Source organism: Allobosea sp. 05T439 (assembly GCF_056396005.1).
Map to the genome: position 1 here is coordinate 1 of NZ_JBFTKP010000026.1, position 25,667 is coordinate 25,667.

Sequence of the window (25,667 nt, forward strand, 5' to 3'; positions counted from 1 at the left end):
TGCCCGAGCCTGAGGGGCCGCAGATCACCAGCTTCTCGCCGCGCGCCACCTTCAGGTTGATGTCGCGCAGCACATGGAACTCGCCATACCACTTGTTGACCCCGATCATCTCCACGGCCGTATCCGTGTTCAGGGAGGTCTGCTTCAGCCCGACAGGGCGATCGGCCGTCGCGCCGTGATCTCCCGGGCGAGGGTGCGCGGTGGTCGCATGTGCCATGAAGAGCTGATCCGAAGTGAGTGTGTCCGTGGGCCGAGCATAGGAACCGGGCCCCGGCGGGCAATCCGCCGGCAGGCATGACTTCATGCCGGAATGTTATGCCGCCGGGCGAGGGCGACCGCGACGCCGGGGAACGCCCCTCAGCGGCGCCGTCGATGGCGCCGCTGCTCCAGGCGAGGCTCCCGTTCTGACCCGGCTGCTCCATGGGCGCAGGGCGCGGCGGCGATTGGCCCGGGCGCCATGCCGTGATCGCATCGACTGTGGCATCCCTGCTCCTTGTGGACTCCGGGCGGGTAACAAAAGCGTAATCGGGTAGAGAAAACCCTGTACAAATTTGCGTATTTGACGTTTCACTGCCCCGCTTTCTCAGAGGATATCAGGCTTTTAAAAGGTATTCATTCCTCTGGTGATTTTTTGATCATAAAATCTGTCCGAGATTAAAGTTTGATCGGAAAGATCTGACTGTAGTGAGTATTTTAGTTGCAGTTCTTGGTCATCGTCCACTTCTGGTAGAGGGCATCGCAGCTCTGCTGAAACGTCGCGCGGGATCGCGAGATCGTCAGCGCAGTCTTGCTCGGCGAGATGACGATCACGAGGCCTGCACGAAACCGGATGGGCAGGATGGGGGCTCGCAACGCGTCGAGGCGGTGATCGCAGCACGGGCGTTACCGCCCGGGCGTGCCTGAACTCTGCGCCGACCCGTGACCGGATGGAAGGACTGCCGATGCACATGATCCCGATCGTGGCCGCTGTTTCCGCCCTCGCACTCACCGGTGTCGCCCAGGCCCAGGCTCCGCCTGAAGAAGCTGCTGTCGACCGCGAGGTCGGGCTCAGTCCCGTGGCTGCATCGGGACCCTTGAGGAACCGGTCGGTGATCGTCGTCGATATCCGCGCGCTGCCAAAGCCGGAACGGCTACGCGTCACCCGGATCGTCGCAGCACGCGGCGATGACGAACTGCAGAAGCTCCGGACGGCGATCGATGCAGCACCGCTCCTCGCCCTTGCGCTTCGGGCGCAGGGGCTGTCATCGCTGCAGGTGCTCGTCGCCGAGACCGGTGCCAATGGGCGGCTGACCCTGATCACCAGGAAGAGGTTCTGACGGCGATGGCGGCCGGCAGCGCCAGGGGGCGTGAACGCCCTGGCCTCGTCGCGGCGGCTGTATTCCCGGCTGGCGACCTTATCGGCATGACCCGGCAACCCCATATCCTGGCGACCGGCGCAAGCGCGCAACCGGCCAGCCGGAGGCGTTCATGGACATCGTCGTCACGCAGCTCGAGCACAGCGTTTGGGAAATGAAGGACCGGCTCGGTCGCCATTTCGGAACGATTGTCGCGGAGCGGGATGACGACTTCTGGATCGGCCCGCAGAACCGCGGCGTGCTGGCGCTCCCCATGATCCGGTTCGGCCCCTACGCCTCGCTTGGCGCCGTGATGACCGCTATTCAGGCCTATATGCGCTACGAGACCGGCGACCTCAATCAAAGGACGAGCTTCGCTCCGCGGCGCCCCCGCGATCGCTTCACGGTCGTGCCTGTCAGCCCGTCGGCAGGCCGCGCCTGAGGCGTGGCCAAGATGACGCGGGCGGGCTGCTTGCTTAATCCGCCGATTGAGCGTCCAGTGAAGCGGCCGTCTCGCTTCGGACCGAACTGAGACCAGCCCCGACGCCGACCTTGCCTCGGCCCACCGCAATTCCAGTCGAGCCCGGCAAGGCCAGGCATTTGGCGCGATCCCGCGCCATGTCCGATGCCGCTTAGATGATATCGCCGGCGGCCTGACCCAGGTCTCCGGACGATCGCTCGCGAAGCGGCGACCAGCCTCGGCCTTGGCCTCAGCTTTAGCCTCAGCCTTAAGGTTCAGCCTCTCCGCGGATGGTCCGATCCCGGCAACATGCGATGGAGACCACCATGACAAGCCTGTGGCTGAGTTTGGATCATTGCCGCGCGCTCGGGCTGTGGATGGCACCGCGCTATCCCGCCTGGCTCGCTCTCTTCACCCTTGCCGGAGCCTTCGCCTTGATTGCGGCGGTCGTGATGCATTGAAGCGCCATCCGTGACCGGTTCCGCTAGGCGTCCAGATAGGCCTTGACCTTGCCCAGGCGCACGGCGGCCTTGAGGGCGGCATGGTCGCGCTCCGCCTGGTCGGCATAGCTCACCGAGAAATCGCCCAATGCCTCGTCGAACTGGTCGTTCGATCCGAGATAGCCGCTGATGCCGTCGGCGTTGCCGGCAACAGCATGCGCGCGTGCCAGCACCCAACCGCAGGCGAGGGCGTAGCTCAGGAGCAGCTCGGCGTCGAAGGTCACGACCAGCGGCTTGATCTTGGCGTCGCGCAACTGCCGCACATAGAACTGCTTGCCTGAAAGCTCGGCGGTGACCCAGCCCAGGAACAGATCCGATGCAGGCTGCATCAGGCGCTGCCCGACGACGACGCGCTGACCGTGCAGGGAATAGGCGCTCGTGCCGGCATAGGGCTCGAGCACCGAGGCCACCGCCTCCTTGAACTGCAGGAACAAGGGGTCGTTGCAGGAGGACATCATCAGGACAACCCAGCAGCGGCGCCCGACACTGCCGACGCCGACGACCTTGATGGCTGCGTCGACCAGATGATAGCGGTCCAGCAGGACGCGACGGTCCTCGGACAAGGTCTCCCGGTAATCGCGGAAGATCCGCTTCAACTGCTCCTCGAAATCCGGACGCCGCGATCCCTCGGGATGGTAGATCAGGGGCGGCATGTCGCGAATGCGGACGCGACCGCCAACCATGTCCGTTATCTTGGGAAAATCGGTTTCCGAGCCGTCCTGCTGGGCCGCCTTCGCGATCCGCTTCTGAATTCGGCCGCGTTCGCGCGCGGGCGCCACGGAGACGAGATCGTCTCCCGTGACGCGCGCGTACCAGACGTCGAGCGGATGCATGTCCGCGTAAGTCGCAAGGTGCCTGCGGTAGCTGCGCACGCAGGCGATGGCGGTGTCCCGCGCGGTCCTGGCCGGCAATCCGATCGACCGGGCCGCGAGGACGAACGAGGTCGCGAGCCGCTTGATGTCCCACTCCCAGGGGGCGGGCAAGGTCTCGTCGAAATCGTTGATGTCGAAGAGGATGTTGCGTTCGGGCGTGGCAAAGCCGCCAAAATTCATCAGGTGGCAGTCGCCGCAGGCCTGCACCTGGATGCCGGTGTTCGGCGTGGTGCTGAGATCGGCTGCCATGATGCCTGCTGATCCCCGGTAGAAAGCAAAGGGCGACTGCAGCATGCGCCCATAGCGGATGGGGACGAGCTCGGGAATGCGATCGGCATCCGCCGCCTGAAGAAGGGCGAGCGGGTCGGGGCGGCTTCCGTTCGGCGCCCATGTCCGATGCTGCGGGCGGGGGACGCGATCGCGAAGCGCCTTTCCGGCCTCCATCCGCTCCGCCAACGACATCACCCGCGTGAATTCATCCGGTAGCGGCCGATTGGTGAGGATCTCGTCGGCGCTGGCGCCGTGCAGGACCTCCAGCTCAGACCTCTTTGGCGACGCGAGCCTGTTCGATCTTGCAGACATGACGCCCCCACACAGAAAACAGCCGGTGCAATCTTTGCGTAAGGTACGCCTTTTCGCGAATTCGAGAACTGCCTTTGAGGCCCTGATCGCACCGAATTGTCGGCTCGTTCCGCGCGTCGTCTCTCCGGTGTGGGCAGCGCCACGCCACAACCGCCGCGCCTGGCCGGGCATGGCCCAATGTCCTTGCAGTATCCCCCACCGCATTGGCCGTGATTTTTCGAGGCACAGGCCAATTGGCCCGCGGCTTGTGCTTGACGGATTGCCCGCTGCCGCGCTTGCTTGCCAGCCAGGGATGGTGGAGAGCACCATGCGCCGCGAAAAGCCCAGCCCGATACGCGCCGATACGCAAGGAACCAGCCGTTCTGCAGGGTCGGTCCGGCCTCGGGCGCCCGGCGCGAGCGCAATCCCGCGCATGGTCGTGAATTGGCTGGGTAGGGTTTTCACCGGCCGCGCTGCCCGCCCTTGGTCCGACGACCAGCGCAGCATATCGACGGCGTTCGGCGACCCCGCTTCGACCAGGCTGGGACAATCCTTCGGCGCGGCTGCCGATCAACATCCCGGCCTCTCCGGCTTCAGCCTCCTGATCCACGGGCGTGAGGCCTTCATCGCCCGTCTCGCGCTGGCCGACCTGGCCGAGCGCAGCCTCGATATGCAGTACTATTCCTGGGACGGCGATATCACCGGCCGCATCATCGTCGACAGCGTGATGAAGGCGGCCGATCGCGGGGTCAGGGTTCGTCTTCTCGTCGACGACGCCTTCTACAAGGCCAGCGATGCCGTCAAAGCCGCCCTCGACGCGCATCCCAATGTCGAGATCCGCCTGTTCAATCCGGTGACAAACCGGCGCTGGTCTGCGCTCGACTATATCGTCGATTTCGGCCGGCTGAACCGCCGCATGCACAACAAGCTGATGGTTGCCGACAATGCTGCGGCGATCGTGGGCGGCCGCAATATCGGCGACATCTATTATGGCGTGAACACGATCGCCAACTATCGCGATCTGGACGTGCTGGCGGTCGGGCCTGTCGTGCGCAATCTGTCCGATGTTTTCGACCGGTTCTGGAACAATCCCTCGACCGTGCCGATCGCGACGATCGTCGAGCGCAGCTATGGCGCCGCCGATCTCGATGCCATCCTCATTCGCCTGCGCGCGGAGATCGCCGCCGCCGAATACCCTTATCCGATCGACCAGGACCTCGACGAACTGGCACTCCAGAGCGCGGAGCTTCGCGACAATCTCGTCTGGGCACAGGGCCGGGTCATCGCCGACGATCCGGAAACCATCGCGCCGGGCATCGAGAGCGACCATGTGGTTGCGTTCATCCGCGGGCGTGTCGCCGAGCTGAAGCAGGAATTGCTCGTCGAGACGCCGTATTTCGTGCTTCCCGCCAGGGCGCAGGCAACCGTCAAGGCGCTGCACGAGCGCCATGTCCGGGTGCGCGTGCTGACCAATTCGCTGGCTTCGAACGACATGCTGCCGGCGCATTCCGGCTACGCCAAGACCCGCCGGCGGCTGTTGGAGAACGGCATGGAGCTCTACGAGCTGCGCCCGGATACCGACGCCTACCGGCCGGGCTGGTCGCTCCGTTCCGGCCGGTCACCTGCAGCCTTGCATACCAAGGCCATGGCCTTCGACCGGCAGGCCGTGTTCATCGGCAGCTTCAACCTCGATCCGCGCTCCGCCGTGATCAACACCGAGGCCGGGCTCTATATCGAGAGCCCGGAGCTGGCGGAGAGGCTGGTCGCCTACATGGCGACCGGCGTCGGGCCCGCCAACAGCTACCGTGTTCTGCTCGAGCCGAATGGCGGGATCGTCTGGGAGACGGCGCGGGAGGGGCAAAGCGTCCACTATCGGGGCGAGCCCGAGACCCGTTTGCGCCGGCGCCTCGTCGCCGACCTGTTGAAGCTCCTGCCGATCGACTCGCAACTCTGACGCCCACAATCCGGCTCGCGCGGGCAATGTCCGGGTGCTCGTGGGCGGGGCATTCATCGCGAGCGTCCTTGCCGGGGCGGCCATCAGCGCCGTGCGACAGGGGCAGGGCTCACGGGCTGCGCTCCCGTTGCAGTGACTGGGGCCGCGCCACGGCTTCCGATGCCATGTCGCCGCGAGCCGTGGGCGGCGGTCCGGCGCGCAGTGCCGCGACAGCGTCCCGCGCGCTCTCATAGGCGAGTTGCAGCGGCGCGAACTCCTCGTAGCTGCATCGGCGCTTGTAGCCGAGGGCTGCCATGTCGATCGCCAGGACGCCGAGTTCCTGCGACAGCCCTTGCGCGTCGGCTGGATCGGTCGAGGCGCCGGCGCGTTCCGTGATGTCCTTCAGGCGGGACAGGATCCCGCCCATCGGATCGGCGCCGCCCTGGTTGAGGAAGCCGCCGGCGGCGGCGAGCATCGAGCTGATGACCCCGCCGACCAGCACGACATTCCAGATCTGTTCGCTGAACAGGGTCGACCAGCTCGTGTCCGTATCTTCCAGATAGGCGGCGGTTCCGGGGTGAAGCGGAAAGCGTGCGTCCTTTTCGCTGTCGGGCGGGGTGATCAGGCTGGCCAGCGGAATCTCGCGCGCCAGCTCGCTGCGCCGTTCGAGCAGGCCGCGCGTCACCTCCATGATCGCGTTGTTGTAGAGCCGCACGCGCATGGGGCCGGTCGAGGCGCGATTGGCGGCCAGCGCGGTTGGAACCCCGACCGTGTCGACATCGTCGTCGGGAATGGACAGGCGCGGAAAGGCGTTCTTCTCGATCGTCTCGGAGCTGGCGGCCGGTGTGTTCTGCTTCAGGGACTCGCCAAGCTCGATGCTGAGGATGGTCGGGGGAGTCTTGCGCTTGTCGCCGACCGCGGCAACCACGTCCCTGACCACGGGATCGGCGGGGACGCCGAGCACGACGACGCAATCGAGCTGTCCGCCGGCGACGAGCCGGGCGACATCCTCGGGCTTGATGATCGTCATGCGGACATCTGCCGGTGTGAGGCCCACCATGTCGAGCAGCCGGACGAAAGACGGCTCGTCGAGCGGTGAGCGGGAGACAAGGCCGAGGCGCTTGCCCTTCACGTCGGCGAGGGTCTCCAGCTTGAGCCTGGCCGGTGCTGCAGCGATCATGAGATTGGTGCGCAGCATTGCGACCAGTGCAGCCCCGGTCGGCAGGGGATCGTCGAGCCGCAGCACGGCGAGGTCGACCTCCCGTTTCTCCAGCAGCTGACTGCTTTCGTGCATGTCGGCCGTCGTGACCAGGTCCAGGCGCGCCCCGGCCCGGTTGACGTCGAGCAGGCGATTGAAGGCGATCAGCAGCTTGGCATCGATCCCGTCCTTGGGGCCGGCCGCGACGCGCAGATGCAGGGGCTGCGACCAGGAGAGATAGCCGACGACGGCGGCGGTGAGCAGCGCGAAGGCCGCCGCGGCGATCAGCAGGAGACGCGACATCGAGATGTTMATGGCACATGTCCCGAACTGCGCCTCGCTTCGAAGACGTCGGCTCAGCCCCTGCAAGCCAGGATAAGTCGGACCCTGAACCCATTCAGCAGGGGCAGCCCACGAGCTCGGCAGGGCAAGCTTAGCGCACTATACKGCCACGTCATCCATGGCATTGGCACGTGCTCCGCTCTCGCAGGGCTGCAGAGCCGGGCATTCGGATGGTCGGGATGGCGAACTGGCGCAGGAGGCCAGCAGGAATGGCGCCGAGGCGCGTCGTGTAACGGCCAGGTTCGGCCTTCATGGCAGAGGCCAAGCATGTCGGCTCTCCCGCTCCATTACGAATTGACGCGGTCTCCTTCTCAGTCACAATGAATTCTGCGTGGCCTTTGTCGACAACAAATGTTCGCCGAATATCAAATCGATGATTACATAAATCGGTGCATCGGTATACTGATCTACGGAAGATAAATTCTGGGCTTCCGAATTTAAGTTCTGACATCTCTAGCGGAAGCGGGAGACTGAAATGAATAAAATTGCAATTGGATTGTCTCTGGGTGTTCTTCTTGGTTTTGGATCTGTACATATCGCGATGGCCCAGGGTTCGCAGCCAGCGCTGACCGAAGCTGAGGCTCAAGCCATTGGGGTCGATGCCTATCTCTACTTCTATCCATTGCTCTCCATGGACGTAACCCGCAAGCAATCCACGAACATCGAGGCCGGAAAAGAATTCGGAAAGGGCCCGATGAACATGTTCGTGAACGTGCCGGCGTTCCCGCCGGCCGATATGAAGGTCGTCGTCCGGGTTAATTTCGACACGCTCTATTCCATTGCGTGGCTCGATCTGACCAAGGAACCGCAGGTCGTCTCCGCACCCGACACGGGCGGCCGTTACTATCTTCTGCCCATGCTCGACATGTGGACCGACGTCTTCGCATCGCCGGGATGGCGGACGACGGGGACGCAAGCCGGCAATTTCCTGATCACACCTCCTGGCTGKACCGGGACGGTACCAGCCGGGATGGCGCGTATCGGCGCGCCGACGCCCTATGTCTGGATCATCGGCCGGACGAAGACGGACGGTCCGCCGGATTATGAGGCCGTTCACAAGGTCCAGGCCGGCTACAAGGTTACGGCCCTGTCCGACTGGGGCAAGGCGCCGAAGCCGGTCGAGGTGAAGATCGATCCCAGCATCGACATGAAGACGCCGCCGAAGGTTCAGGTCGACACCATGCCTGCGGCTAAATACTTCGCCTACGCCGCCGAGTTGTTGAAGCTTCATCCGCCGCATTCCACGGATCAGCCGATCATCGCTCAGATGAAGCGCATCGGCATCGTGCCGGGCGAGAGCTTCGATATCGACAAGCTCCCGCCGGCGGTAAAGAAGGGCCTCGAAGCTGCACCCGAGGCCGGGCAGAAGCTCATGGAATGGAAGATCCCGACGCTCGCCCGGGTGGCGAACCATTGGTCGATGAACACCGATACCATGGGCGTCTACGGAAACTACTATCTCAAGCGCGCTATCGTTGCGCAGGTAGGCCTGGGCGCCAATCTCCCCGAAGATGCGGTCTACCCCCTCAATCTCGGTGACGAATCTGGCAAGCCGCTCGACGGCGCCGGCAAATACACGCTGCATTTTGAAAAGGGCGCCCTGCCACCCGTGAACGCCTTCTGGTCGGTCACGCTCTACGACCCGGAGGGATTTCRGGTCGCCAACAGTCTCGATCGCTTTGCGGTCAGCAGCTGGATGCCGTTCAAATTCAGCGCCGACGGATCGCTCGACCTGTATTTCCAGAATGCCAATCCGGGCAAGGACAAGGAGGCGAACTGGCTTCCGGCGCCGAAGGGCGAGTTCAATCTGACGATGCGGCTCTACGGCCCGAAATCCGAGGTCTTGACCGGCAAATGGAACCCCCCAGCCATCACCAGGGCGCAGGGGCTTCCGGCCGTGGTGGGCCAGTAATCCCCAGGAGAGGGCACCGGAACGAACCCGCTCCGGTGCCCCGGCATGTGAAGCCCTGGATCTCGCGGTTGCCCCGCGTGAGTGAATGGCGCGGAGGCTGCGGTCGGTCAGTCAGCCCTGGTCGCGGCGGGGCGATCCGCAAACGCCCTTCGACCGGACTGGACCCTCTAAGGCATCGGCCCGAAAAGTGGATTGCGGTTTTCGAGAAAGACGATGCAAACACAAAGGGTTAGATCAACGAACCGGATACGATTTCCGGTCCGATGATCCAGGACGTCAGTTACTCCAGACCGCAGGCTCGGCGGTGATCGAAGACGGCCATCGGCGGTGTCATTCGCGATGAGGGCATTGGACCCTTCTGGAAGCCCGAAAGCCCCGCTCGGGCTGCGACAGTGATGACTGCAAGGTGTATTATCCCTCGGAAACGGGCCGGTCGCCGGCCCGAGAATGCGCTTGTGCTCCCCGCCGGGGGGCTTGCCGCGTCCCAGAAGGATTTCTCAAGACATGGCAGACCCACGCACATTGGCGCAGGCGATCGTCAATACGATCCCCGAGCCATTTGTTGTGCTCGACGATCAGCTTCGTGTCCTGGCAGCGAGCAACGCCTTCTGCACCGCCTTCCGCATCGATCCTGACGAAGCGCCGGGCCGTCCGCTCTCCACGCTGGGCGACGGCCAATGGGACATCGCTGCCCTTCGCGTTCTTCTGGAACGGATCATTCCCACGCATGCCGTCATGGACGGGTTCGAGGTCGAGCATGATTGTCCCGATCTCGGCCGGCGGACCATTCTCCTGAATGCCCGGCAGATGGTCGACGAAGACGGCTCGGCCACAAGGATCCTTCTCACCTGCACCGACGTCACGGCGCGTCGGGCGGTCGAGCGGGAGAAGGAGGAGCTTCTCAGGCAAACCGAAGAGCTGCTGCGCCAGAAGGATGTCCTGCTTCAGGAAATCCAGCACCGCGTCGCCAACAGCCTCCAGATCATCGCCAGCATCCTGCTGCTGAAGGCGCGGGCTGTCTCATCGGAGGAAACCCGCCAGCACCTGAAGGATGCGCATCAACGCGTCATGTCGGTCGCCGAAGTGCAGCGGCATCTCCACACCTCCGAGGCGATCGACCAGGTCGAGGTCAGCTCCTACCTCACCAAGCTTTGCGGCAGCCTCGCCTCGTCAATGGTCGGGGAGGGCCAGCCCATCACGGTCAAGGTGATGGCGGATTCAGGAGCGATCCGTTCCGATCAAGCCGTGAGCCTCGGCCTCATCGTCACCGAGCTTGTCATCAATGCCATCAAATACGCATTCCCCGTCGTCCGGGCCGATGCCATGATCCTCGTCACCTACGAGATCAACGGTGCCGACTGGAAGCTGATCGTCTCCGATAATGGCATCGGAAAGACGGCAAGCGACGCCGGCACCGGACTGGGCACGGCCATCGTGCAAGCGCTCGTCAAGCAGCTCGACGCCGTCATGGAGGCGCAGAGCGGGGCCGGGGGCATGAAGATTTCGGTCACCCGGGCGAGCTTCATCTCGCGCATGCCGAGCGCGGCCTGAAACTCCCTTGAGGTCTCCCGGGCGCTGGATGCGATGAGCAGCCTATTGCCCGGACAAGCTGCGTGATCTGTCGTCGCAGACCTACCTGCTCGTCGGTTCGCCTCTGCCCTCTTCTCGCAATCCAGGCCAATATGGTGCCAGTTCGGGCAACAGGATGCCGCGCGAACGCCCTTGTCCATCGTTGCGGGAAACGCACTCCGGCCCTGTCCCTCACAAGGCGCGGGCAAGCGCCGCGAAAAGGGCGTCGTCATTGATCTCGAGGCGCTGACGAAAGCTCGGCTTCGAGCGCGCGCTCAGCACCACGACGACCAGGCGCTTCTGCGGATTGATGTGGATGTACTGGCCATAGATGCCCTCGGCCTGGAAGGTGCCCTTGAGCGCGGGATCATCGAGGACGGGAATCCACCACATATAGCCATAGGGGATGAGGGTGTCGCCGATCGGGAAGGGCGAACCCGCTTCGCCGGTCCAGCCTTCGGGCAGCAGGGTCTCGCCGCCGATGCGCCCGCCATCGAGCACGAACTGCCCGAAACGGGCGTAATCGCGCATGGTCGCGTGCATGCCGCTGCCCGACACGGTCATTCCGTCCGGGCTCTCCGACCACCAGGTCGCGTCGGCTTCCGCGCCCATGCGCGACCACAGCCGGGTGGAGAGGTAATCGGCGAGGTTCGTGCCGGTGGCGCCTTCCATCACCGCGCTGACGAGGTAGGATTCACCGGTATTATAGGTCCAGGACTGCCCCGGCGCCGTCTCGGCGGGGAGGCCGGACATATGCCGGGCGATGCCGCCTTTCTGCCACTGCATCTGGATGTCCAGCAGCTGCCTGCGGTCGGAGGTCGGGTCGGTATAGGCCTCGCGCCAGCGGATGCCGGACGCCATGCGCAAGAGCTGCCGGATCGAGACCTGCGCATAGACGCCGCCGAGCGGGGCGTAGCGCGTCACCGGGTCGTCGAGGCTMGCGATGGCGCCCTCGCGCAGCGCGATGCCGACCAGCGTCGCGGCCACCGATTTGGCGAGCGAGCACGAATTCCACATCGTCTGCGGGCCGATGCCCAGTGAATAGCTCTCCTGCACCACCTCGCCATCGCGCAGCACCATCAGCCCGGCGACGCGGTTGACCGAGAGATAGTCGTAGAGGTCGAAGCTCGTGCCGTGGTCCTGGATGGCGAGCGGTGGCAGGGCCTGGCCAGATCGTTTCAGCACGGACGGCGTCGATGCGCGTGCGATGGTTCGCGAGGGAAACCAGCCGCCATCGGTCGACATCGTCGCGACCATCTCGTCGGGCAGCAAGGTGCCGTCATAGAAGCGCTCGATCTGCGCGCGGGTGGAGCTGTCCATGCTCATCGCCTTATCCATTGCCCGTTCCTGGCCAAGATCCCGGCCTGCCTGTCCCGCCACATCATCCCTGCCGTGTCGGCGCGCTGATGCTGATCCAGGTCGTCTTCGTCTGCAGGTACTGCCCCATGGCTTCCAGGCCCTTGTCGCGCGCCAGCGAGCCCGAGCGCTTATAGCCGCCGAACGGCGTCTTGAGATCGCCTTCGGTGAAGCCGTTGATCGCAACGGTGCCGCAGGCCAGTCGCCGGGACATGAACAGCGCCCGGTCGAGATCCCTGGTGTAGAGCGTCGCGTGCAGCCCGTAATCGCTGTCATTCGCGACCGCCAGCGCCTCATCCAGACCGTCGACCGGGAGCACGCCGAGCACCGGGCCGAAAATCTCCTCGCGCGCGATCGTCATCTGTGGGCTCAGGTCGCCAAAGACGGTCGGGCCGAGGAAATTCCCGGGCTGCGCCTGCAGCGCTTGCGAGGAGGAGAGGACGCAGCGCGCGCCCTCGCGATGCCCGGCCTCGACAACGCCCAGCACCGTCCGGCGATGCTCGGCCGAGACCATCGGGCCGAGCTCCGTCGCCGGATCGAGCGGATCTCCGACGACCAGCGCCCGGGCGCGTTCCGTGACCAGATGGAGATATTCCTCCTGGCGCTTCCGGTCGATGATCTGGCGCATATTGGCGGAACAGTTCTGGCCGCCATTCCAGAAGGCCGCAGTCACGGCGTTCTCGATCAGCTCCGGCGAAAGTTCGGCATCATCGAGCACGATGAAGGGGCTCTTGCCGCCCATCTCGAGCCCGATCGATTTCAGGTTGCTCTCCGCGGCATAGCGCAGGAACAGCCGGCCGACCTGCGTCGAGCCGGTAAAGGAGACGGCGTCGATGTCACTGTGCAGGCCGATCGCCCGGCCGGTGGTCTCGCCGAGGCCGGGCAGGACGTTGAGCACGCCGGCGGGAAGACCGGCATCAGTCGCCAGCTCCGCCAGCCGCAGCAGTGACAGCGCGGTCTGCTCTGCGGGCTTGACGACGACGGAGCAGCCGCTGGCCAGCGCCGGCGCCAGTTTCCAGGCCGCCATCAGCAGCGGGAAATTCCAGGGCAGGACGGCACCGACCACGCCGATCGGCTCGCGCGTGATCAGGGCACAGGCGTCTTCGCCGGTGGGCGCGACCCTGCCGAAGCTCTTGTCGATCAGCTCGGCATACCATTGGAAGGTGGCGGGAACCTCGATCGCGATCTCCTTCAGGCAGTCCCTGATCGGCTTGCCGCTGTCGAGGCTTTCCAGCACGGCGAGTTCGGTCGCGTTGCTGCGGATCAGTTCGGACAGCCGCAGCAGCACCGCCTTGCGCAGCTCGGGCGCGGCGCGCGACCAGGAGCCATTGCGAAAGGCACGACGGGCCGCAGCCACGGCCCGGTCGACATCGTCAGGCCCGCAATGCGCGATCGTGGTCAGCACCTCGCCCGTCGCCGGATTGACGGTTTCGAGGAGCTTTCCGTCGGCCGGGCCCGCGAGCGCGCCGTCGATGAAGGCCCCGGCGGGCAGCGCCAGCCTGTCGGCGATGGCCCGGTAAGGGGTCGCGGTCTCAAAATTCATGACGACATCCCGGATGAGGCTCAGAGAGAGGCGTGCGGGCGCGAATAGGTGCCGCGCGCGAAACGGTCGAAGCGCAGCGGCGCGAGGATCGCGGCGGGAGCGTCACCGCTGGCGAGACTGGCGACATGGCGCCCGACGGCCGGGCCGAGGCCGAAGCCGTGCCCGGAGAAGCCCGTCGCGACGATCAGCCCGGCGATCTCGGCAGGGCTGTCCAGGACCGGCAGTGCGTCCGGCATCACGTCGATCTGGCCGGCCCAGGATTTCACGATCTCGATGCCGTCCGCTCCGGCGAAAAGCTGCCTGACGCTCTCGCCGGTCCTGGCCGCCCGCGCCTCATTGGCCGGGATGCGCGGGCGCCGGCGCGCCACCGGCCGCTCGCGTTTCGGCACCGAGAGCCGCTCATGCAGATCGTCGAGGAGCGGCCGCCCAAGCCTGAAGGCGAAGCCGCTGCGGTAGCGCAGCAGCTCGGGCAGGAAGAAGCGCGAGGCCCGGAATGAATCGAGGGAGAGATCGATATCGGAGCTGGAATCGGCCGCGATGATGCAGGAGCCGTCGGCGCGCTGCCGCAGCCCGATGCCGAAACCGCAGAAACAGGCGTCGCTGAGCGACGGCAGCGGGGCGGTGAGCGAGACCGTGCTGCGCACGCCCTGCTGTGGCAGGACGAGGCCGAGCGGGGCGAGCAGGCGGTGGCTTTGCAGGCCAGCCGCGCAGACCACGGTGCCGCAGCGGATCAGGCCATGCTCGGTGACGACGCCGCTGACCCGGCCGCCGGAGACCTCGATGGCGAGCGCACCGCAATCGTCGAGCACGCGGACGCCGCGCCGCATCGCCGCCCGGGCGAAGGCCGTGGTCGCGAGCGCGGGCTCGGCCTGTCCGTCCGAGGGTGTGTGCAGGGCGCCGGGCGCCTGGCCGCGCAGCGAGGGCATCAGGCTCGCGAGCTGAGGGCGAGACAGCATCCGGGCATCGACGGCGATGTCGCGCGTGACATCCTGCCAATGCGCGAAACTCTGGAGCTCCGCGTCGGTCTCCGCCACGAAGATGCAGCCGGTCCGGCGCMAGCCGATCGGCTGGCCGAGCTCCTGTTCGAGCTCCGGCCAGATCCTGAGCGCCTCKATCGCCAGCGGCAATTCGAGCGGATCGCGATACTGCGTCCGCACGAAACCCCAGTTGCGGCCCGATTGCTGGGACGAGACCTTGTCCCGCTCGATCAGGATGGTGCTGAGCCCGGCACCAGCGAGATAATAGGCCGAGGCCGCCCCCATGATGCCGCCGCCGATGACGACGACATCGGCCTGGCGCGGCAGCGCGACCGGCTCGGCGCCGAGCTGCGCGACGACATCGTCGGGGGCGTGCGGGAACAGGCTAAGCGCGGACATCGAGGATGGCATCCATGTCCATCTCGACGAGGATCTCCGGATCGAACAGCCCGGCCTCGACCGTCGTGCAGGCCGGGTTCACGCCCCGGAAAATCTCGGCGAAGACGGCCATGATCTCTTCGAAGTGAGCGGCCTGCGACAGATACATCCGCACCCGCACGACATCGGAAAGCGTCGCACCGGCCTGGGAGAAGGCGGCCGAGGCATTGCGGAAGAGCTGCAGGGTCTGCTCGCGGGCGCCCTTTGCCAGCGTGCTCGAGGCATAGTCATAGCCCGTGGTGCCCGACAGCATGACATTGGGCCCGACGACCACGGCCCGGCTGTAGCTATAGGTCTGTTCGAATTCGCTGCCCGAGGAAATCAGGCGCCGGCCGCCCGCTGATGGTCTGGTGTCGCTCATGATCGCTTTCGCATGACGTTGCCTTGCGCCAAGAGGGAGCGCGGCGACGGGCGCCTTGTCGATTTCAATTATTGGAGGCGGAGGGCCAGAAATTCGGTCCGGGAACTTGGGGCGGGAAATCGGGCGAGGGCGGTCCCAGTTTTTCAGCCCTCGACCTCCAATTATTGAAATCGACAAGCCGGCGTCCCGGTGCCCTCCTTCAGATCAGCGCAACCGGTCGTCGGTTGCCGGGCAGCAGTGCAGGGAAGCGTTCGGCCGATGCAGGTTGACGTCATCATCATCGGCGGCGGGATAGCGGGCGCGTCAGCGGCCTATTTCCTCTCCGCCCATGGCTCGGTCGCCGTGATCGAGCGTGAGGAGCATTTCAGCTATCACAGCTCCGGCCGCACCGCGGCCCAGTTCACCGTCGGGATCAGCGCCGCGACGATGCGCAAGATGGCGCAGGCGAGCCGCGCCTTCCTGGAGACGCCGCCCGAGGGCTTCACCGATCACCCGATCATGACGCCGCGCGGCTGCCTGACGGTGGCGCAGGCGGGGCAGGAGGCGGCGCTCATCCGCCTGCGCGACAATCTCCACTCCGTCGGCGCCCGTGCCGAGTATCTCGGCGGTCGCGCCGCGCTCGCGCATTTCCCGGCGCTGGTCGCCGACAAGGTCGATGCCGGGGTCTATGAGCCCGATGCGATGGATATCGACGTCAATGCGCTGCTGCAGGGCTATTTGCGCGGTGCGAAAGGCAATGGCGCCTCGCTGCTGACCAACGCCGATGTCCAGTCGATCTGCCGCGAGGGCGAGTTCTGGAGCGTGCGCCTGGGCGATCGCGAGCTGCGCGCCCCGCTGCTGCTCAATGCCGCCGGCGCCTGGATCGACGAGGTCACGCGGCTGGCAGGACTTGGCGCGCTGGGTGTGGTGCCGCACCGGCGGACCGCCTTTACCTTCGCGCTGCAGCCCGGCTTCGACACGCATGATTGGCCGCATGTCAGCAATGTCGGCTACGGCTGGTATGTGAAGCCGGAAACCGGCTGCCTGATGGGAAGCCTCGCCGACGCGGTGCCGACGGAGCCGGGCGATGTCTATCCCGACGACATGGATGTCGCGCAGGCGATCGAGAATATCGAGCAGGATACGCTCTTGCGGGTCGGTCGGCCGCTCAGCCAGTGGGCGGGCCTGCGCAGCTTCGTCGCCGACAAGAACCCGGTGGCCGGCACGCGGCCGGACGCGCCGGGCTTCTACTGGCTGGCGGGGCAGGGCGGCTGCGGCATCCTGACCTCTCCGGCCATGGGGCAGGCGATCGCCGCGATCATGGCCGGAAGCAGCCTTCCGGCGAACCTTTCCGCACTCGGCCTCATCGCCGCGGATCTTTCACCGATGCGGGATGGGCTGCAGCGAGCTGCCTAGAGCGTGCTGCGAAAAGTGGCGACGGTTTCTCACGAGAAAGACGCTCTAAGATATTGTATTTTATCATGTATTCAGCGTTTTGACGGCCTTTCCTGACCGCAGAAGACGTGATCCAGGCCTATGCCGGCAGGAGCCGGCGATCATTCGAGGCTGAACACAGCCCGCGCCGATAAAAGGGGATAGAAGCGATGATCGATAGCAAGGCAGGCAGCGGCGTCAGCCGCCGTGAACTTCTGGGCCTTGGCCTCGGCGCCGGAGCGGCCTCGCTGCTCGGCGGGCTCGACGCGGCCCAGGCGCAGGCCCGTCCATTGGTGCCGCCGCAAAAGCCGCGTGGCCAGGTGATCGCGGGGATTTCGCAGGAACCGACCGTCTTCAATCCGCTGATGCCGGGCAGCGAGGTCGACCAGGGCGTCTKGTGGCAGCTTTTCAACCCGCTCTGGTCGATCGATCCGCAGGGCAGGCTCGTCGCCGATCTCGCGACCKAGGTTCCGAGCGTTGGCAATGGCGGGCTTTCCGCCGACGGGCTGATCTGGAAGATCAAGCTGCGCCGGGACGTGAAATGGCATGACGGTACGCCGTTCACCGCCGAGGACGTCAAATACACGCTCGACCTGATCAATACCCCCGGCTTCAGGGTCCGCAACCGCGTCGGCCACAGCCTCGTCAGGGATATCGTCGTCGTCGCCCCCGACGAGATCCACTGGCGCATGGAAAGCGCTTATTCGCCCTATCTCTCGATCCTGGCGCTGACCTTCATCGTGCCCAGGCACATCCTGGAAAAGGCGCAGGATCCGAATACGGCGCCGTTCAACAGCGCGCCCGTCGGCACCGGCGCCTTCCGCTGGGGCGAGCGTGTCGCCGGCGACCACCTGCTGCTCCAGGCCAACCCGGCCCATCACGGCGAGGGCCCCTATCTCGAGCGCGTCGTCTTCAAATACATCCCCGACCTGACGATGCTCTACACCCAGTTCCGGACCGGGCAGATCGACTATCTCGGGCTCAGCGGCATCTCCGCCCATTTCGTCAAGGAGGCGCAGGGCTTGCGCGGCCGCAAGCTCTCGCTGTCGCCGACCGCCTTCATCGAGCATATCGCGCTCAACCTCGAATTCGCGCCCTTCGCCGACAAGGCGGTCCGGGAAGCGCTCTATCTCGGCATGAACAAGCAGGCGCGGATCGAGGCCTTGTATTACGGCCTGCCGGTGCCGACCGAGTCCTTCCTGCCGCAGCAATCCTGGGCCTATGATTCAAGCCTGCCGGCGCAGCGCCATGATCCCGCCAAAGCCAACGCGCTGCTCGATGCCGGCGGCTGGGCCCGCGGCTCCGACGGCATCCGGCAGAAGAACGGCGCGCGTCTCGAATTCGCCAACTCGACCACGGTCGGCAATCCCGGCCGCGAACAGTCGCAGCAGCTCCTGATGCAGGATTGGCGGGCGCTCGGCGTGGCCATGCGCATCAACAACATGCCGGGAGCGGTGATCTGGGGCGAGTTCTGGCAGAAGTCGAAATTCGAATCCGTGATGGTCGGCTCCAACTTCATGCTCGGCAACGATCCGGACGTGACGCCGCGCTTCAGCAGCAGGGCGATCCCGGCCAAGGCCGGCAGCGGCCTGAACACCTATCAGTACCAGAACCCCGAGATCGACCGGCTGCTGGCCGAGGGCGCGAGCCAGTTCGACCAGGCTGAGCGCAAGGCGACCTATGGCAAGATCCAGAAGATCATCCGCGACGATCTCGTCCTGCTGCCGATCTACCAGACGGTGATGGCCGAAGGCATCAAGGACGGGCTGCAGGGCTTCGCCGCCAATATCAACTGCTCGTCGAATTGCTGGAACATGCGCAGCTGGTTCTGGGCTTCGTGAGCGGGCACTGATGATCCCCTTTCTCCTGAGGCGGCTCTGGCAGTCCCTGATCCTGCTGACCATCGTCTCGATGATCGGCTTTGCGATCCTCTATCTGGCGCCGGGCGGGCCGATGTCGCAATTCGCCCAGTCCGCCCAGATGTCGCAGGAGGATCTCGACCGCATCGCCCGCCAGCTTGGGCTCGATCGGCCCTTGCCGGTGCAGTACTGGGACTGGCTGCTGCGCATGCTGAGCGGCGACTGGGGCCGCTCCTTCCGCGACAACAGCCCGGTCTGGAGCGTCATCGGCTCGCATCTGCGCGCCACCTTCGAGCTGATGGCGGTCTCGACGCTGATTGCCATCGCGCTCGGCTGCTGGATCGGCATCCTGGGCGCGATCCGGCGCTATTCCATCTTCGACATGGTGGCGACGGTGGGCGCGATGGTGGCGCTCTCGATCCCGACCTTCTGGTTCKGGCTGATCGCGATCTACCTGTTCTCGGTCCAGCTCGGCTGGCTGCCGGCCGGCAATCGCCAGACCATCGGCGACGGCTCCTTCCTCGATGTCGCGCATCATCTCATAGCGCCGGCGCTCGTGCTGGCGTTGGTCGAGACCGCGATCTGGGCCCGCTTCATGCGCTCGGCCATGCTCGACGTGATCGGCCAGGACTATATCCGCACCGCCCGCGCCAAGGGGCTGCCGGAGCAGGCGGTGCTGCGCGGCCATGCGATGCGCAATGCGCTGCTGCCGCTCATCACCCTTGCCGGCCTGCAGTTCCCGACGCTGCTCGGTGGCGCGCTGGTGACCGAGACGGTCTTCACCTGGCCGGGAATGGGGCGGCTCTTCCTCGATTCCGTGGAATACCGCGACTATCCCGTGGTCATGGGCATCCTGATGTTCTCGGCCGTGATGGTCCTGCTCGGGTCGCTGCTGGCCGACATGCTCTACGCGGTGGCTGATCCGCGCATCCGGATGGGGTGAGCCATGACCGACGCAGCAAGCCTGATCGACCTGGCCGACACCCGCGCGGGAAGCGAGCACAAGAGCGCCTGGAGCCGCTTCCGGCGCCACAAGCTCGCCATGGCCGGAGCCGTGACGATCGCGATCCTGGTACTCGGCTCCTTCCTCGGACCCTATCTCCTGCCCTTCGACGACACCCATATCGATGTGATGCATCGTTTCGCGCCGCCGCTGTCCGGCGCCCATGTCCTCGGCACCGATGAACTCGGCCGCGACATCCTCGCCCGGCTGATGATGGGCGGGCGGATCTCGCTCGCGATCGGCTTCACCGCCATGGCGATCGCGATCGCGGCAGGGACCGGGGTCGGGATGATCGCAGGCTATTACGGCGGCATCATCGGCTCGCTCCTGATGCGCTTCGTCGATGCGATCCTGTGCTTTCCGACGATCTTCCTGCTCCTGGCGCTGGCCGCACTGGTCAAGCCCGGCCTGCTCTCGATGACGCTGCTGATCGCGGCGACATCCTGGATGAATGTCGCGCGCATCGTCGAGGCGCAGATCAGGGCGCTGCGCGACCAGGATTACGCGGTCGCCGCCAGGGCGATGGGGGCGTCGAGCCTGCGGATCATGTGGCGCAACCTCCTGCCCAATGCGGTCGCGTCGATCGTGGTCGCAGCGACGCTCAATGTCGCCAAGGCGATCCTGCTCGAATCCTATGTCAGCTTTCTCGGCTACGGCATCCAGCCGCCCAACGCGAGCTGGGGCAATATGCTCAACAACGCGCAGATCTACCTGTCGAGCGCGCCCTGGCTTGCCATCATGCCCGGTCTCGCCATTACACTGGCGGTGACGAGCTTCAATTTCGTTGGTGATGGCCTGAGGGATGCCCTCGACCCGCGCATGGAGATCAGCTGAAGACGTCGCCGGGGCGTGGTGACGCCTTCTGGCGCGGCCGGCAGCGGCCGGCTCCGCGACCCGGACACATAGCAGGAGGTCGCTTTGACCCGCAGGCTCCCCTCATTGAATGCGCTGCGCTGCTTCGAAATCGTGGCGGCCGAGCTCAGCATCAAGAAGGCCGCACTCGCTCTGCATGTCAGCGAGAGCGCGGTGAGCCGCCAGGTCCGCATCCTGGAGGAGCAGCTCGGCGCCCAGCTCTTCCTGCGCACTCACAATGGCCTGGAGATCACCGATGCGGGCCAGCGTCTCGCGGTCAGCGTCAAGGAGGCGTTCGATCATATCGCCAATGCGGTGAACCCGTTCCAGAACGACCGCGAAGCCGTGACCATCAAGGTGCTGCCGACCTTCGCGCTGCGCTGGCTGCTGCCGCGGCTGCGMTCCTTCCAGGAGCGGCACCCGCTGATCAAGGTGAATGTCCAGACGCGCCTGAACGACATGACGCTGAACGATACCGATGCCGATCTCGGCATCCGCTATGGCGTCGGCAACTGGCCGCGCGACTACACGACCGAGCTCTATGCGGAATGGATCCTCCCGGTCTGCGCACCGGGCTATCTCGCCGGGCGCCAGGCCAGCGAGACTGACMTCGCCCAGGCGACGCTGCTCCACCCCTTGCCGGATCGACAGGACTGGGCGACCTGGACGGAGAAATCGGGGACGAATCTCGATCCGCGCAGCGGCCTCGATTTCGACGCCCTCGACATGGCGCTCAGCGCCGCCGAAGCCGGGCTCGGGGTCGCCATGACCGATGTCGTGCTGGCCCATGAGGCGATCCAGGCCGGCAGGCTGGTCGTGCCGCTGCGCAAGGCGGTGCCGACCGGCGCCTCCTATTACCTCGTCCGTCCGCCCGACATGCGGCGCCGGCGCGAGGTCAAGCTGGTCGACGAATGGATCTGCGACGAAATCTMGTCGGCGCGCGATCTCGTCCGTCTCTACGCGGCCTGACGCTGCCGCCCTCCCGTCGGTCGGCTGCCTCTGATTTTGTCCGGGCGGCCTGCAAAAATTGAAATCGACTGGCCCTCGGGAATCCGGTGCGAGTGCCCGGCCGGCGCGAGCCGGGGCCTGCGCCGGTGTGCATGATCCGTTTTGGGCTGAAATGGGCTCGCGCCAAGTGGTTGTCTGGTCAGATTTATTTCCTGATGTCGAAGTCATTTTTGAATTAGTCGAAAGTAATAATCGACACTACGAATGATGTTTAAAATGTATGTTTGTACATCATTCCCGTGTTGTTGACGGTTAATAAGGATTGATCGATACGAAGCCCCATTAACCACGCCGCTATTGTTCGATGCGGCATGTTTTTGAATTTTCATGAGGGCGTGATGAAGCTTCGAAGCGATCCAATGGTGAGCCGCGTGGTCCCGGCGCTGCTGGGCATGGGGATGTTCGGCCTGGGCGCAACGGGCGCCCTGGCTCAGGGCGCCGCGCCGACGCGCGTGCAGCTCGACGAGATCGTCGTGGACGGGCAGGGCACGAAGAGCGAGGTCCCGCCCCCCTTTGCCGGCGGCCAGGTGGCGGAAGGGGCCAGGCTCGGCCTGCTCGGCAATACGCAGACCCTGAAGTCGCCGTTCAACATGACGAGCTACACGGCAGCCCTGATCCGGAACCTGCAGGCGGCGACGGTCGCCGATGCGCTGATCCTCGATCCCTCGGTGCGCAGTTCGCACCCGTCGGGCGGAATCGTGGATTCCTTCAACATTCGCGGCTTTCCGATCTCGGAAGGCAATAATGGTGAGATCGCTTTTGACGGCGTCTTCGGCGTTGCCCCGAACTATCGCGTCTTCACCGATTATGCCGAGCGGATCGAGGTCCTGAGGGGGCCCGCGGCGGCTCTCGGCGGCATCGCCCCGAATGGCGGTATCGGTGGGATCATCAACATCGTGCCGAAGCGGGCGGAGGGCGATCTCACCCGGATCGGCGCGGAGTTCGCGTCAAAAGCCTATGGCGGCGCCACATTCGACGTCGCCCGGCGCTATGGCGCGGGCCGCGAGTTCGGTGTCCGGGTCAATGGCAGCTTGCGCGGCGGCGATACCGCCGTCGACCGGCAGTACAACGGCACGGGCATCGGCTCGCTCGCGCTCGACTACCAGGGCGAGCGCTTCCGCAGCTGGCTCTATGTCCTGGCGCAGCGCGATTACTGGGACGCGCCCACGCGACCCTTCCTGGCCAGCCCCGGCGTTGCGGTGCCGGCGGCCCCGAGCGGGCGGCGCAACGTGATCCAGCCCTGGGAGCATTCACGGATCGACGACGGCTCGGTGCTGTTGAAGAACGAGTACGATCTCACTGATAATGTGACGGTTTTCGCCAATGTCGGCGGCTCGCAATCCCATGTCGACCGGTTCTTCGGCAACTCGCCCTTGCCGACGATCCTGAACGGCCGAGGCGATGTCACCTACACCCCGCAATATTTCGATCTGGCGATCGGCCGGCAGACCTATGATGGCGGCCTCCGGGCCCGCTTCGAGACGGGCTTCATCAAGCATGAGCTGACCTTCCAGGCGTCCTATTATCACGACGAGATCGAGCGGGCATTGACCGCCGGCCGGCCCGTGAGTTCGAACATCTACGCCCCCGTCCTGACCCAACCACAATATGCGACCCGCGTCCCCCGCGCGCGAACCTCGGACAGCGATCTCACGAGCGTTGCGCTGGCCGATACGCTCTCCATCCTGGACGAGCGCGTCCTGCTGACGCTGGGGGTGCGCCGCCAATCGGTGGAGACGAACAATTACTCGACCACGACCGGCGCCGTGACCTCGTCCTATGACGAGCAGGCCACGACCCCGGTGGTCGGACTCGTGCTGCGTCCGCTGAGCAACGTCTCGCTCTATGCGAATTATGTCGAAGGGCTGAGCCGCGGCGATATCGCGCCGACCAATGCGACCAATGCCGGCGAGGCCTTCGCGCCCTATCGGGCAAAGCAGTACGAGGCGGGCGTGAAGGCGCAGTTCGGCACGTTCGGCGCCGGCATCAGCGCCTTCCAGATCACCAAGCCGAGTGCCGAGCTGAGCGGCAGCGGAGTCTTTTCGGTGAGCGGGGAGCAGCGCGTGCGCGGTCTCGAGCTCAATGTTTACGGGGAAATCACCCCCGAGCTTCGGCTGCTTGGCGGCGCCACCCTGCTGGATGGAGAACTGACGAAGCCGGCGCTCGCGGCCAATCTCGGCAACCGGCCGATCGGCGTTCCCTCGATGCAGCTCAATCTCGGCGCCGAATGGGATCTGCCCTGGGTGAAGGGGCTGACCCTGACGGGCGCGCTGATCCACACCGGCAAGCAGTTCATCAATACGGCCAACACCCAGTCGCTGCCCGACTGGACAAGGGTCGATCTCGGCGCGCGCTACGCAACCGAGATCGCCGGGCGCAAGACGACCTTCCGCGCCACCGTCCAGAACGTCGCCGACACCAGATACTGGTCGAGCGTCGCCTCGTTCGGGACGTTCTATGCGGGTGCGCCGCGCACCTTCCGGCTCTCGATGTCGGTCGACCTGTAATGGCGGGTCGCGGCGAACTCGATCGGCGCCCCGGTATCGGCGCATGCGGGCAGGGGCTCGCGGCGCTCCTGCACTGCCTCGCCCTGGTACTCGTGGTGATCACGAGTGCCGTGCCGGCATCGGCCGAGCAGGTCTCCGTGACCGATGTGCTCGGGCGCGTCGTCACGGTGGCGGTTCCGGTCCAGCGCGTGATCCTGGGTGAGGGGCGGCAGATCCACGCCGGCGCCGCCCTCGACCGGGAGGCGCCGTTCCGCCGCATCGTCGCCTGGCGCGACGATTTGCAAAAGGCCGATCCGGACAGCTACCGCGCTTATCTCGAGCGCTATCCCATTATTGCGGCGCTGCCGGCGCTCGGGGCCATGAGCGAGGGTAATCTCGATATCGAGACGGTGATCGCCCTGAAGCCCGATGTGCTGTTCCTCAATGTCGAGGCCCAGATCGCGAGCGCGGAGACGAAGCTTGTCGAAAAGCTCGCTTCCGTCGGCATTCCCGTGGTCTATGTCGATTTCCGCCATGCGCCCTTCGTGAACACGGAACCGTCGCTCCGGCTGATGGGCCGCCTGTTCGGCCGCTCGGAGATCGCCGAGGAACTCATCGCCTTTCGCTCTCGCGAGATCGCGCGCGTCACCGATCGCCTGGCCGGGGTGGCCGATCTCAGGCGGCCGCTCGTCATGGTCGACCGGATACCCGGCTATTCCGACGATTGCTGCATGACGTTCGGGCCGGAGAATTTCGGCAGAATGGTCGAGGTCGCCGGTGGGCGGAATCTCGGCAGCCTCCTGCTGCCCAGCACCTTCGGCACGGTGAACCCCGAAACGATCATCGCCATGAATCCCGATGTGGTGATCGCGACCGGCGGCAATTGGAGCGCGCTGGCGCCGGGCGGCGCCTGGGTCGGGCTCGGGCCAGGCGCGGACCTCGCGGAGGCGAAGCGAAAACTCGCCAATCTCGCGAAACGCCCGGCCTTCGCCCATACGGCCGCGGTGAAGAGCGGGCGCGTCCACGCGATCTGGCATCAGTTCTACAACAATCCCTATCAGTTCGTGGCGATCCAGAGGATCGCCCGCTGGCTCCATCCCGATCTGTTCCCGGATCTCGATCCCGAAGCCACGCTGCGCGAACTCCACGAGCGCTTCCTGCCGCTGCCCTATCAGCCGGGCTACTGGGTCGAGCTTGGCGGGGAGGGAGGAGCCGGCCACGCCGCGCCCTGATTGCCGGCGGCCGGCTCGCGCGCTTCGGCACCGGCGTAGAGCCGGCATCCAAAAAAGAGGGGCCGCTGGGGCGGCCCCTGCCTCCGAGAGGTGCTTGCCTCTCAGCTGTGATGGCGCCGCATCGCCGGTGCGTAATATTGATGCTCACGCAGCTCCTTCATGTGCTCATGATAGGCGCGATACTGCTGCTGCTCCTGCAGGGCGAGCGGGTTCTCGTACTGCTCGTGGATGATGCTTTCGGGGCCGAACTCGTAGGCCTGCGCCGTGTTGGCCATCCCGAACAGCGCGAGAAGGCCTCCGACAAGGGCAATCCTGTAAGTGATCATGACTGATCTCCTGCGTTCCAAAGCACGAGGCCGGGTTGAAATCCGACTTCGTATCCATATTACCGTCGCGAAGCTGAAATGTTCATGCAAATAACCGTGATCTGATTTCCTGCGAAATTCATCAAATACGCA

At 65.4% G+C, this 25,667-nt stretch carries 20 protein-coding genes and 1 pseudogene; 13 read left to right on the plus strand and 8 right to left on the minus strand.

Annotated features, from left to right (window positions below):
• Positions 1–217, minus strand: a pseudogene (locus AC1DIO_RS24350) (hypothetical protein); the annotation flags it as partial.
• 730 nt (positions 218–947) lie between these two features.
• Here AC1DIO_RS24350 and AC1DIO_RS24355 point away from each other — a divergent pair.
• The 3 genes from AC1DIO_RS24355 (at position 948) to AC1DIO_RS24365 (ending at position 2,255) form a co-directional block, all read left to right on the plus strand.
• Positions 948–1,316, plus strand: a complete 369-nt coding sequence (locus AC1DIO_RS24355) for a hypothetical protein (RefSeq protein WP_476832724.1) — start codon at positions 948–950, stop codon at positions 1,314–1,316.
• Positions 1,317–1,467: 151 nt separating this feature from the next.
• A complete protein-coding gene (locus AC1DIO_RS24360) occupies positions 1,468–1,776 on the plus strand; it encodes a BTB/POZ domain-containing protein (RefSeq protein ID WP_441506873.1) in 309 nt (102 codons plus the stop codon).
• A 344-nt stretch (positions 1,777–2,120) separates the two neighbouring features.
• Positions 2,121–2,255: a hypothetical protein gene (locus tag AC1DIO_RS24365; RefSeq protein WP_441506872.1), complete on the plus strand. Its 135-nt coding sequence runs from the start codon at positions 2,121–2,123 to the stop codon at positions 2,253–2,255.
• A gap of 23 nt (positions 2,256–2,278) precedes the next feature.
• Here AC1DIO_RS24365 and AC1DIO_RS24370 read toward each other — a convergent pair whose 3' ends face one another.
• Positions 2,279–3,748: a DUF2252 domain-containing protein gene (locus AC1DIO_RS24370; RefSeq protein WP_441506871.1), complete on the minus strand. Its 1,470-nt coding sequence runs from the start codon at positions 3,746–3,748 to the stop codon at positions 2,279–2,281.
• 412 nt (positions 3,749–4,160) lie between these two features.
• Here AC1DIO_RS24370 and AC1DIO_RS24375 point away from each other — a divergent pair, with 412 nt between their 5' ends.
• A complete protein-coding gene (locus AC1DIO_RS24375) occupies positions 4,161–5,681 on the plus strand; it encodes a phospholipase D family protein (protein WP_441506870.1) in 1,521 nt (506 codons plus the stop codon).
• Positions 5,682–5,790: 109 nt separating this feature from the next.
• Here AC1DIO_RS24375 and AC1DIO_RS24380 read toward each other — a convergent pair whose 3' ends face one another.
• The gene (locus AC1DIO_RS24380; protein WP_476854217.1) at positions 5,791–7,161 is read right to left on the minus strand and encodes a TAXI family TRAP transporter solute-binding subunit; all 1,371 of its coding nucleotides are present in this window, start codon (positions 7,159–7,161) and stop codon (positions 5,791–5,793) included.
• Between the two features lie 514 nt (positions 7,162–7,675).
• Between AC1DIO_RS24380 and AC1DIO_RS24385 the strand changes: the two genes are divergently transcribed.
• Both AC1DIO_RS24385 and AC1DIO_RS24390 read left to right on the plus strand, forming a co-directional pair.
• The gene (locus AC1DIO_RS24385; RefSeq protein WP_476854218.1) at positions 7,676–9,112 is read left to right on the plus strand and encodes a DUF1254 domain-containing protein; all 1,437 of its coding nucleotides are present in this window, start codon (positions 7,676–7,678) and stop codon (positions 9,110–9,112) included.
• A 504-nt stretch (positions 9,113–9,616) separates the two neighbouring features.
• Positions 9,617–10,663 carry a sensor histidine kinase gene (locus tag AC1DIO_RS24390; protein ID WP_441506867.1) on the plus strand — a complete coding sequence of 349 codons (1,047 nt, stop codon included), beginning with the start codon at positions 9,617–9,619 and terminating at the stop codon, positions 10,661–10,663.
• 210 nt (positions 10,664–10,873) lie between these two features.
• Here the strand turns inward: AC1DIO_RS24390 and AC1DIO_RS24395 are convergent, their stop codons facing one another.
• Genes AC1DIO_RS24395 through AC1DIO_RS24410 form a run of 4 tightly spaced genes read right to left on the minus strand, consistent with a single transcriptional unit; the run spans position 10,874 to position 15,356 of the window.
• Complete coding sequence (locus AC1DIO_RS24395; RefSeq protein WP_476832726.1) at positions 10,874–12,007, minus strand: serine hydrolase domain-containing protein; 1,134 nt, start codon at positions 12,005–12,007, stop codon at positions 10,874–10,876.
• A gap of 55 nt (positions 12,008–12,062) precedes the next feature.
• On the minus strand, positions 12,063–13,580 hold the full coding sequence (locus AC1DIO_RS24400; RefSeq protein WP_441506865.1) for an aldehyde dehydrogenase: 1,518 nt from the start codon (positions 13,578–13,580) through the stop codon (positions 12,063–12,065).
• Between the two features lie 20 nt (positions 13,581–13,600).
• Positions 13,601–14,956, minus strand: coding sequence for an NAD(P)/FAD-dependent oxidoreductase (locus AC1DIO_RS24405; RefSeq protein ID WP_476854219.1), 1,356 nt, complete (start codon positions 14,954–14,956; stop codon positions 13,601–13,603).
• Positions 14,943–15,356 carry a RidA family protein gene (locus AC1DIO_RS24410; protein ID WP_441506863.1) on the minus strand — a complete coding sequence of 138 codons (414 nt, stop codon included), beginning with the start codon at positions 15,354–15,356 and terminating at the stop codon, positions 14,943–14,945. Before AC1DIO_RS24410 ends, AC1DIO_RS24405 begins: the two co-directional genes overlap by 14 nt.
• A 258-nt stretch (positions 15,357–15,614) precedes the next feature.
• On the opposite strand from AC1DIO_RS24410, the gene AC1DIO_RS24415 reads away from it, so the two are divergent.
• The 7 genes from AC1DIO_RS24415 (at position 15,615) to AC1DIO_RS24445 (ending at position 25,209) form a co-directional block, all read left to right on the plus strand.
• Positions 15,615–16,751 (plus strand): NAD(P)/FAD-dependent oxidoreductase, encoded by a 1,137-nt coding sequence (locus AC1DIO_RS24415; RefSeq protein WP_441506862.1) that lies wholly within the window; start codon positions 15,615–15,617, stop codon positions 16,749–16,751.
• A gap of 188 nt (positions 16,752–16,939) precedes the next feature.
• Positions 16,940–18,610 (plus strand): peptide ABC transporter substrate-binding protein, encoded by a 1,671-nt coding sequence (locus AC1DIO_RS24420; RefSeq protein ID WP_476854220.1) that lies wholly within the window; start codon positions 16,940–16,942, stop codon positions 18,608–18,610.
• Between the two features lie 10 nt (positions 18,611–18,620).
• Complete coding sequence (locus AC1DIO_RS24425) at positions 18,621–19,571, plus strand: ABC transporter permease (RefSeq protein WP_476854221.1); 951 nt, start codon at positions 18,621–18,623, stop codon at positions 19,569–19,571.
• Between the two features lie 3 nt (positions 19,572–19,574).
• Complete coding sequence (locus tag AC1DIO_RS24430; protein WP_441492231.1) at positions 19,575–20,465, plus strand: ABC transporter permease; 891 nt, start codon at positions 19,575–19,577, stop codon at positions 20,463–20,465.
• An 84-nt stretch (positions 20,466–20,549) separates the two neighbouring features.
• Positions 20,550–21,452, plus strand: a complete 903-nt coding sequence (locus tag AC1DIO_RS24435; RefSeq protein ID WP_476854222.1) for a LysR substrate-binding domain-containing protein — start codon at positions 20,550–20,552, stop codon at positions 21,450–21,452.
• Positions 21,453–21,829: 377 nt separating this feature from the next.
• The gene (locus AC1DIO_RS24440; protein ID WP_476854223.1) at positions 21,830–23,998 is read left to right on the plus strand and encodes a TonB-dependent receptor; all 2,169 of its coding nucleotides are present in this window, start codon (positions 21,830–21,832) and stop codon (positions 23,996–23,998) included.
• Positions 23,998–25,209: an ABC transporter substrate-binding protein gene (locus AC1DIO_RS24445; protein WP_441492234.1), complete on the plus strand. Its 1,212-nt coding sequence runs from the start codon at positions 23,998–24,000 to the stop codon at positions 25,207–25,209. Before AC1DIO_RS24440 ends, AC1DIO_RS24445 begins: the two co-directional genes overlap by 1 nt.
• A gap of 101 nt (positions 25,210–25,310) precedes the next feature.
• Here the strand turns inward: AC1DIO_RS24445 and AC1DIO_RS24450 are convergent, their stop codons facing one another.
• Complete coding sequence (locus tag AC1DIO_RS24450) at positions 25,311–25,535, minus strand: hypothetical protein (protein WP_441492235.1); 225 nt, start codon at positions 25,533–25,535, stop codon at positions 25,311–25,313.
• Positions 25,536–25,667 lie beyond the last annotated feature (132 nt).

Excerpts from the sequence above, each read along its gene's own strand:
- AC1DIO_RS24355 (WP_476832724.1), top strand. The coding sequence starts at position 948 with ATGATCCCGATCGTGGCCGCTGTTTCCGCCCTCGCACTCACCGGTGTC.
- AC1DIO_RS24360 (WP_441506873.1), top strand. The coding sequence starts at position 1,468 with ATGGACATCGTCGTCACGCAGCTCGAGCACAGCGTTTGGGAAATGAAG.
- AC1DIO_RS24365 (WP_441506872.1), top strand. The coding sequence starts at position 2,121 with ATGACAAGCCTGTGGCTGAGTTTGGATCATTGCCGCGCGCTCGGGCTG.
- AC1DIO_RS24370 (WP_441506871.1), bottom strand. The coding sequence starts at position 3,748 with ATGTCTGCAAGATCGAACAGGCTCGCGTCGCCAAAGAGGTCTGAGCTG.
- AC1DIO_RS24375 (WP_441506870.1), top strand. The coding sequence starts at position 4,161 with ATGGTCGTGAATTGGCTGGGTAGGGTTTTCACCGGCCGCGCTGCCCGC.
- AC1DIO_RS24380 (WP_476854217.1), bottom strand. The coding sequence starts at position 7,161 with ATGTCGCGTCTCCTGCTGATCGCCGCGGCGGCCTTCGCGCTGCTCACC.
- AC1DIO_RS24390 (WP_441506867.1), top strand. The coding sequence starts at position 9,617 with ATGGCAGACCCACGCACATTGGCGCAGGCGATCGTCAATACGATCCCC.
- AC1DIO_RS24400 (WP_441506865.1), bottom strand. The coding sequence starts at position 13,580 with ATGAATTTTGAGACCGCGACCCCTTACCGGGCCATCGCCGACAGGCTG.
- AC1DIO_RS24410 (WP_441506863.1), bottom strand. The coding sequence starts at position 15,356 with ATGAGCGACACCAGACCATCAGCGGGCGGCCGGCGCCTGATTTCCTCG.
- AC1DIO_RS24415 (WP_441506862.1), top strand. The coding sequence starts at position 15,615 with ATGCAGGTTGACGTCATCATCATCGGCGGCGGGATAGCGGGCGCGTCA.
- AC1DIO_RS24430 (WP_441492231.1), top strand. The coding sequence starts at position 19,575 with ATGACCGACGCAGCAAGCCTGATCGACCTGGCCGACACCCGCGCGGGA.
- AC1DIO_RS24440 (WP_476854223.1), top strand. The coding sequence starts at position 21,830 with ATGAAGCTTCGAAGCGATCCAATGGTGAGCCGCGTGGTCCCGGCGCTG.
- AC1DIO_RS24445 (WP_441492234.1), top strand. The coding sequence starts at position 23,998 with ATGGCGGGTCGCGGCGAACTCGATCGGCGCCCCGGTATCGGCGCATGC.
- AC1DIO_RS24450 (WP_441492235.1), bottom strand. The coding sequence starts at position 25,535 with ATGATCACTTACAGGATTGCCCTTGTCGGAGGCCTTCTCGCGCTGTTC.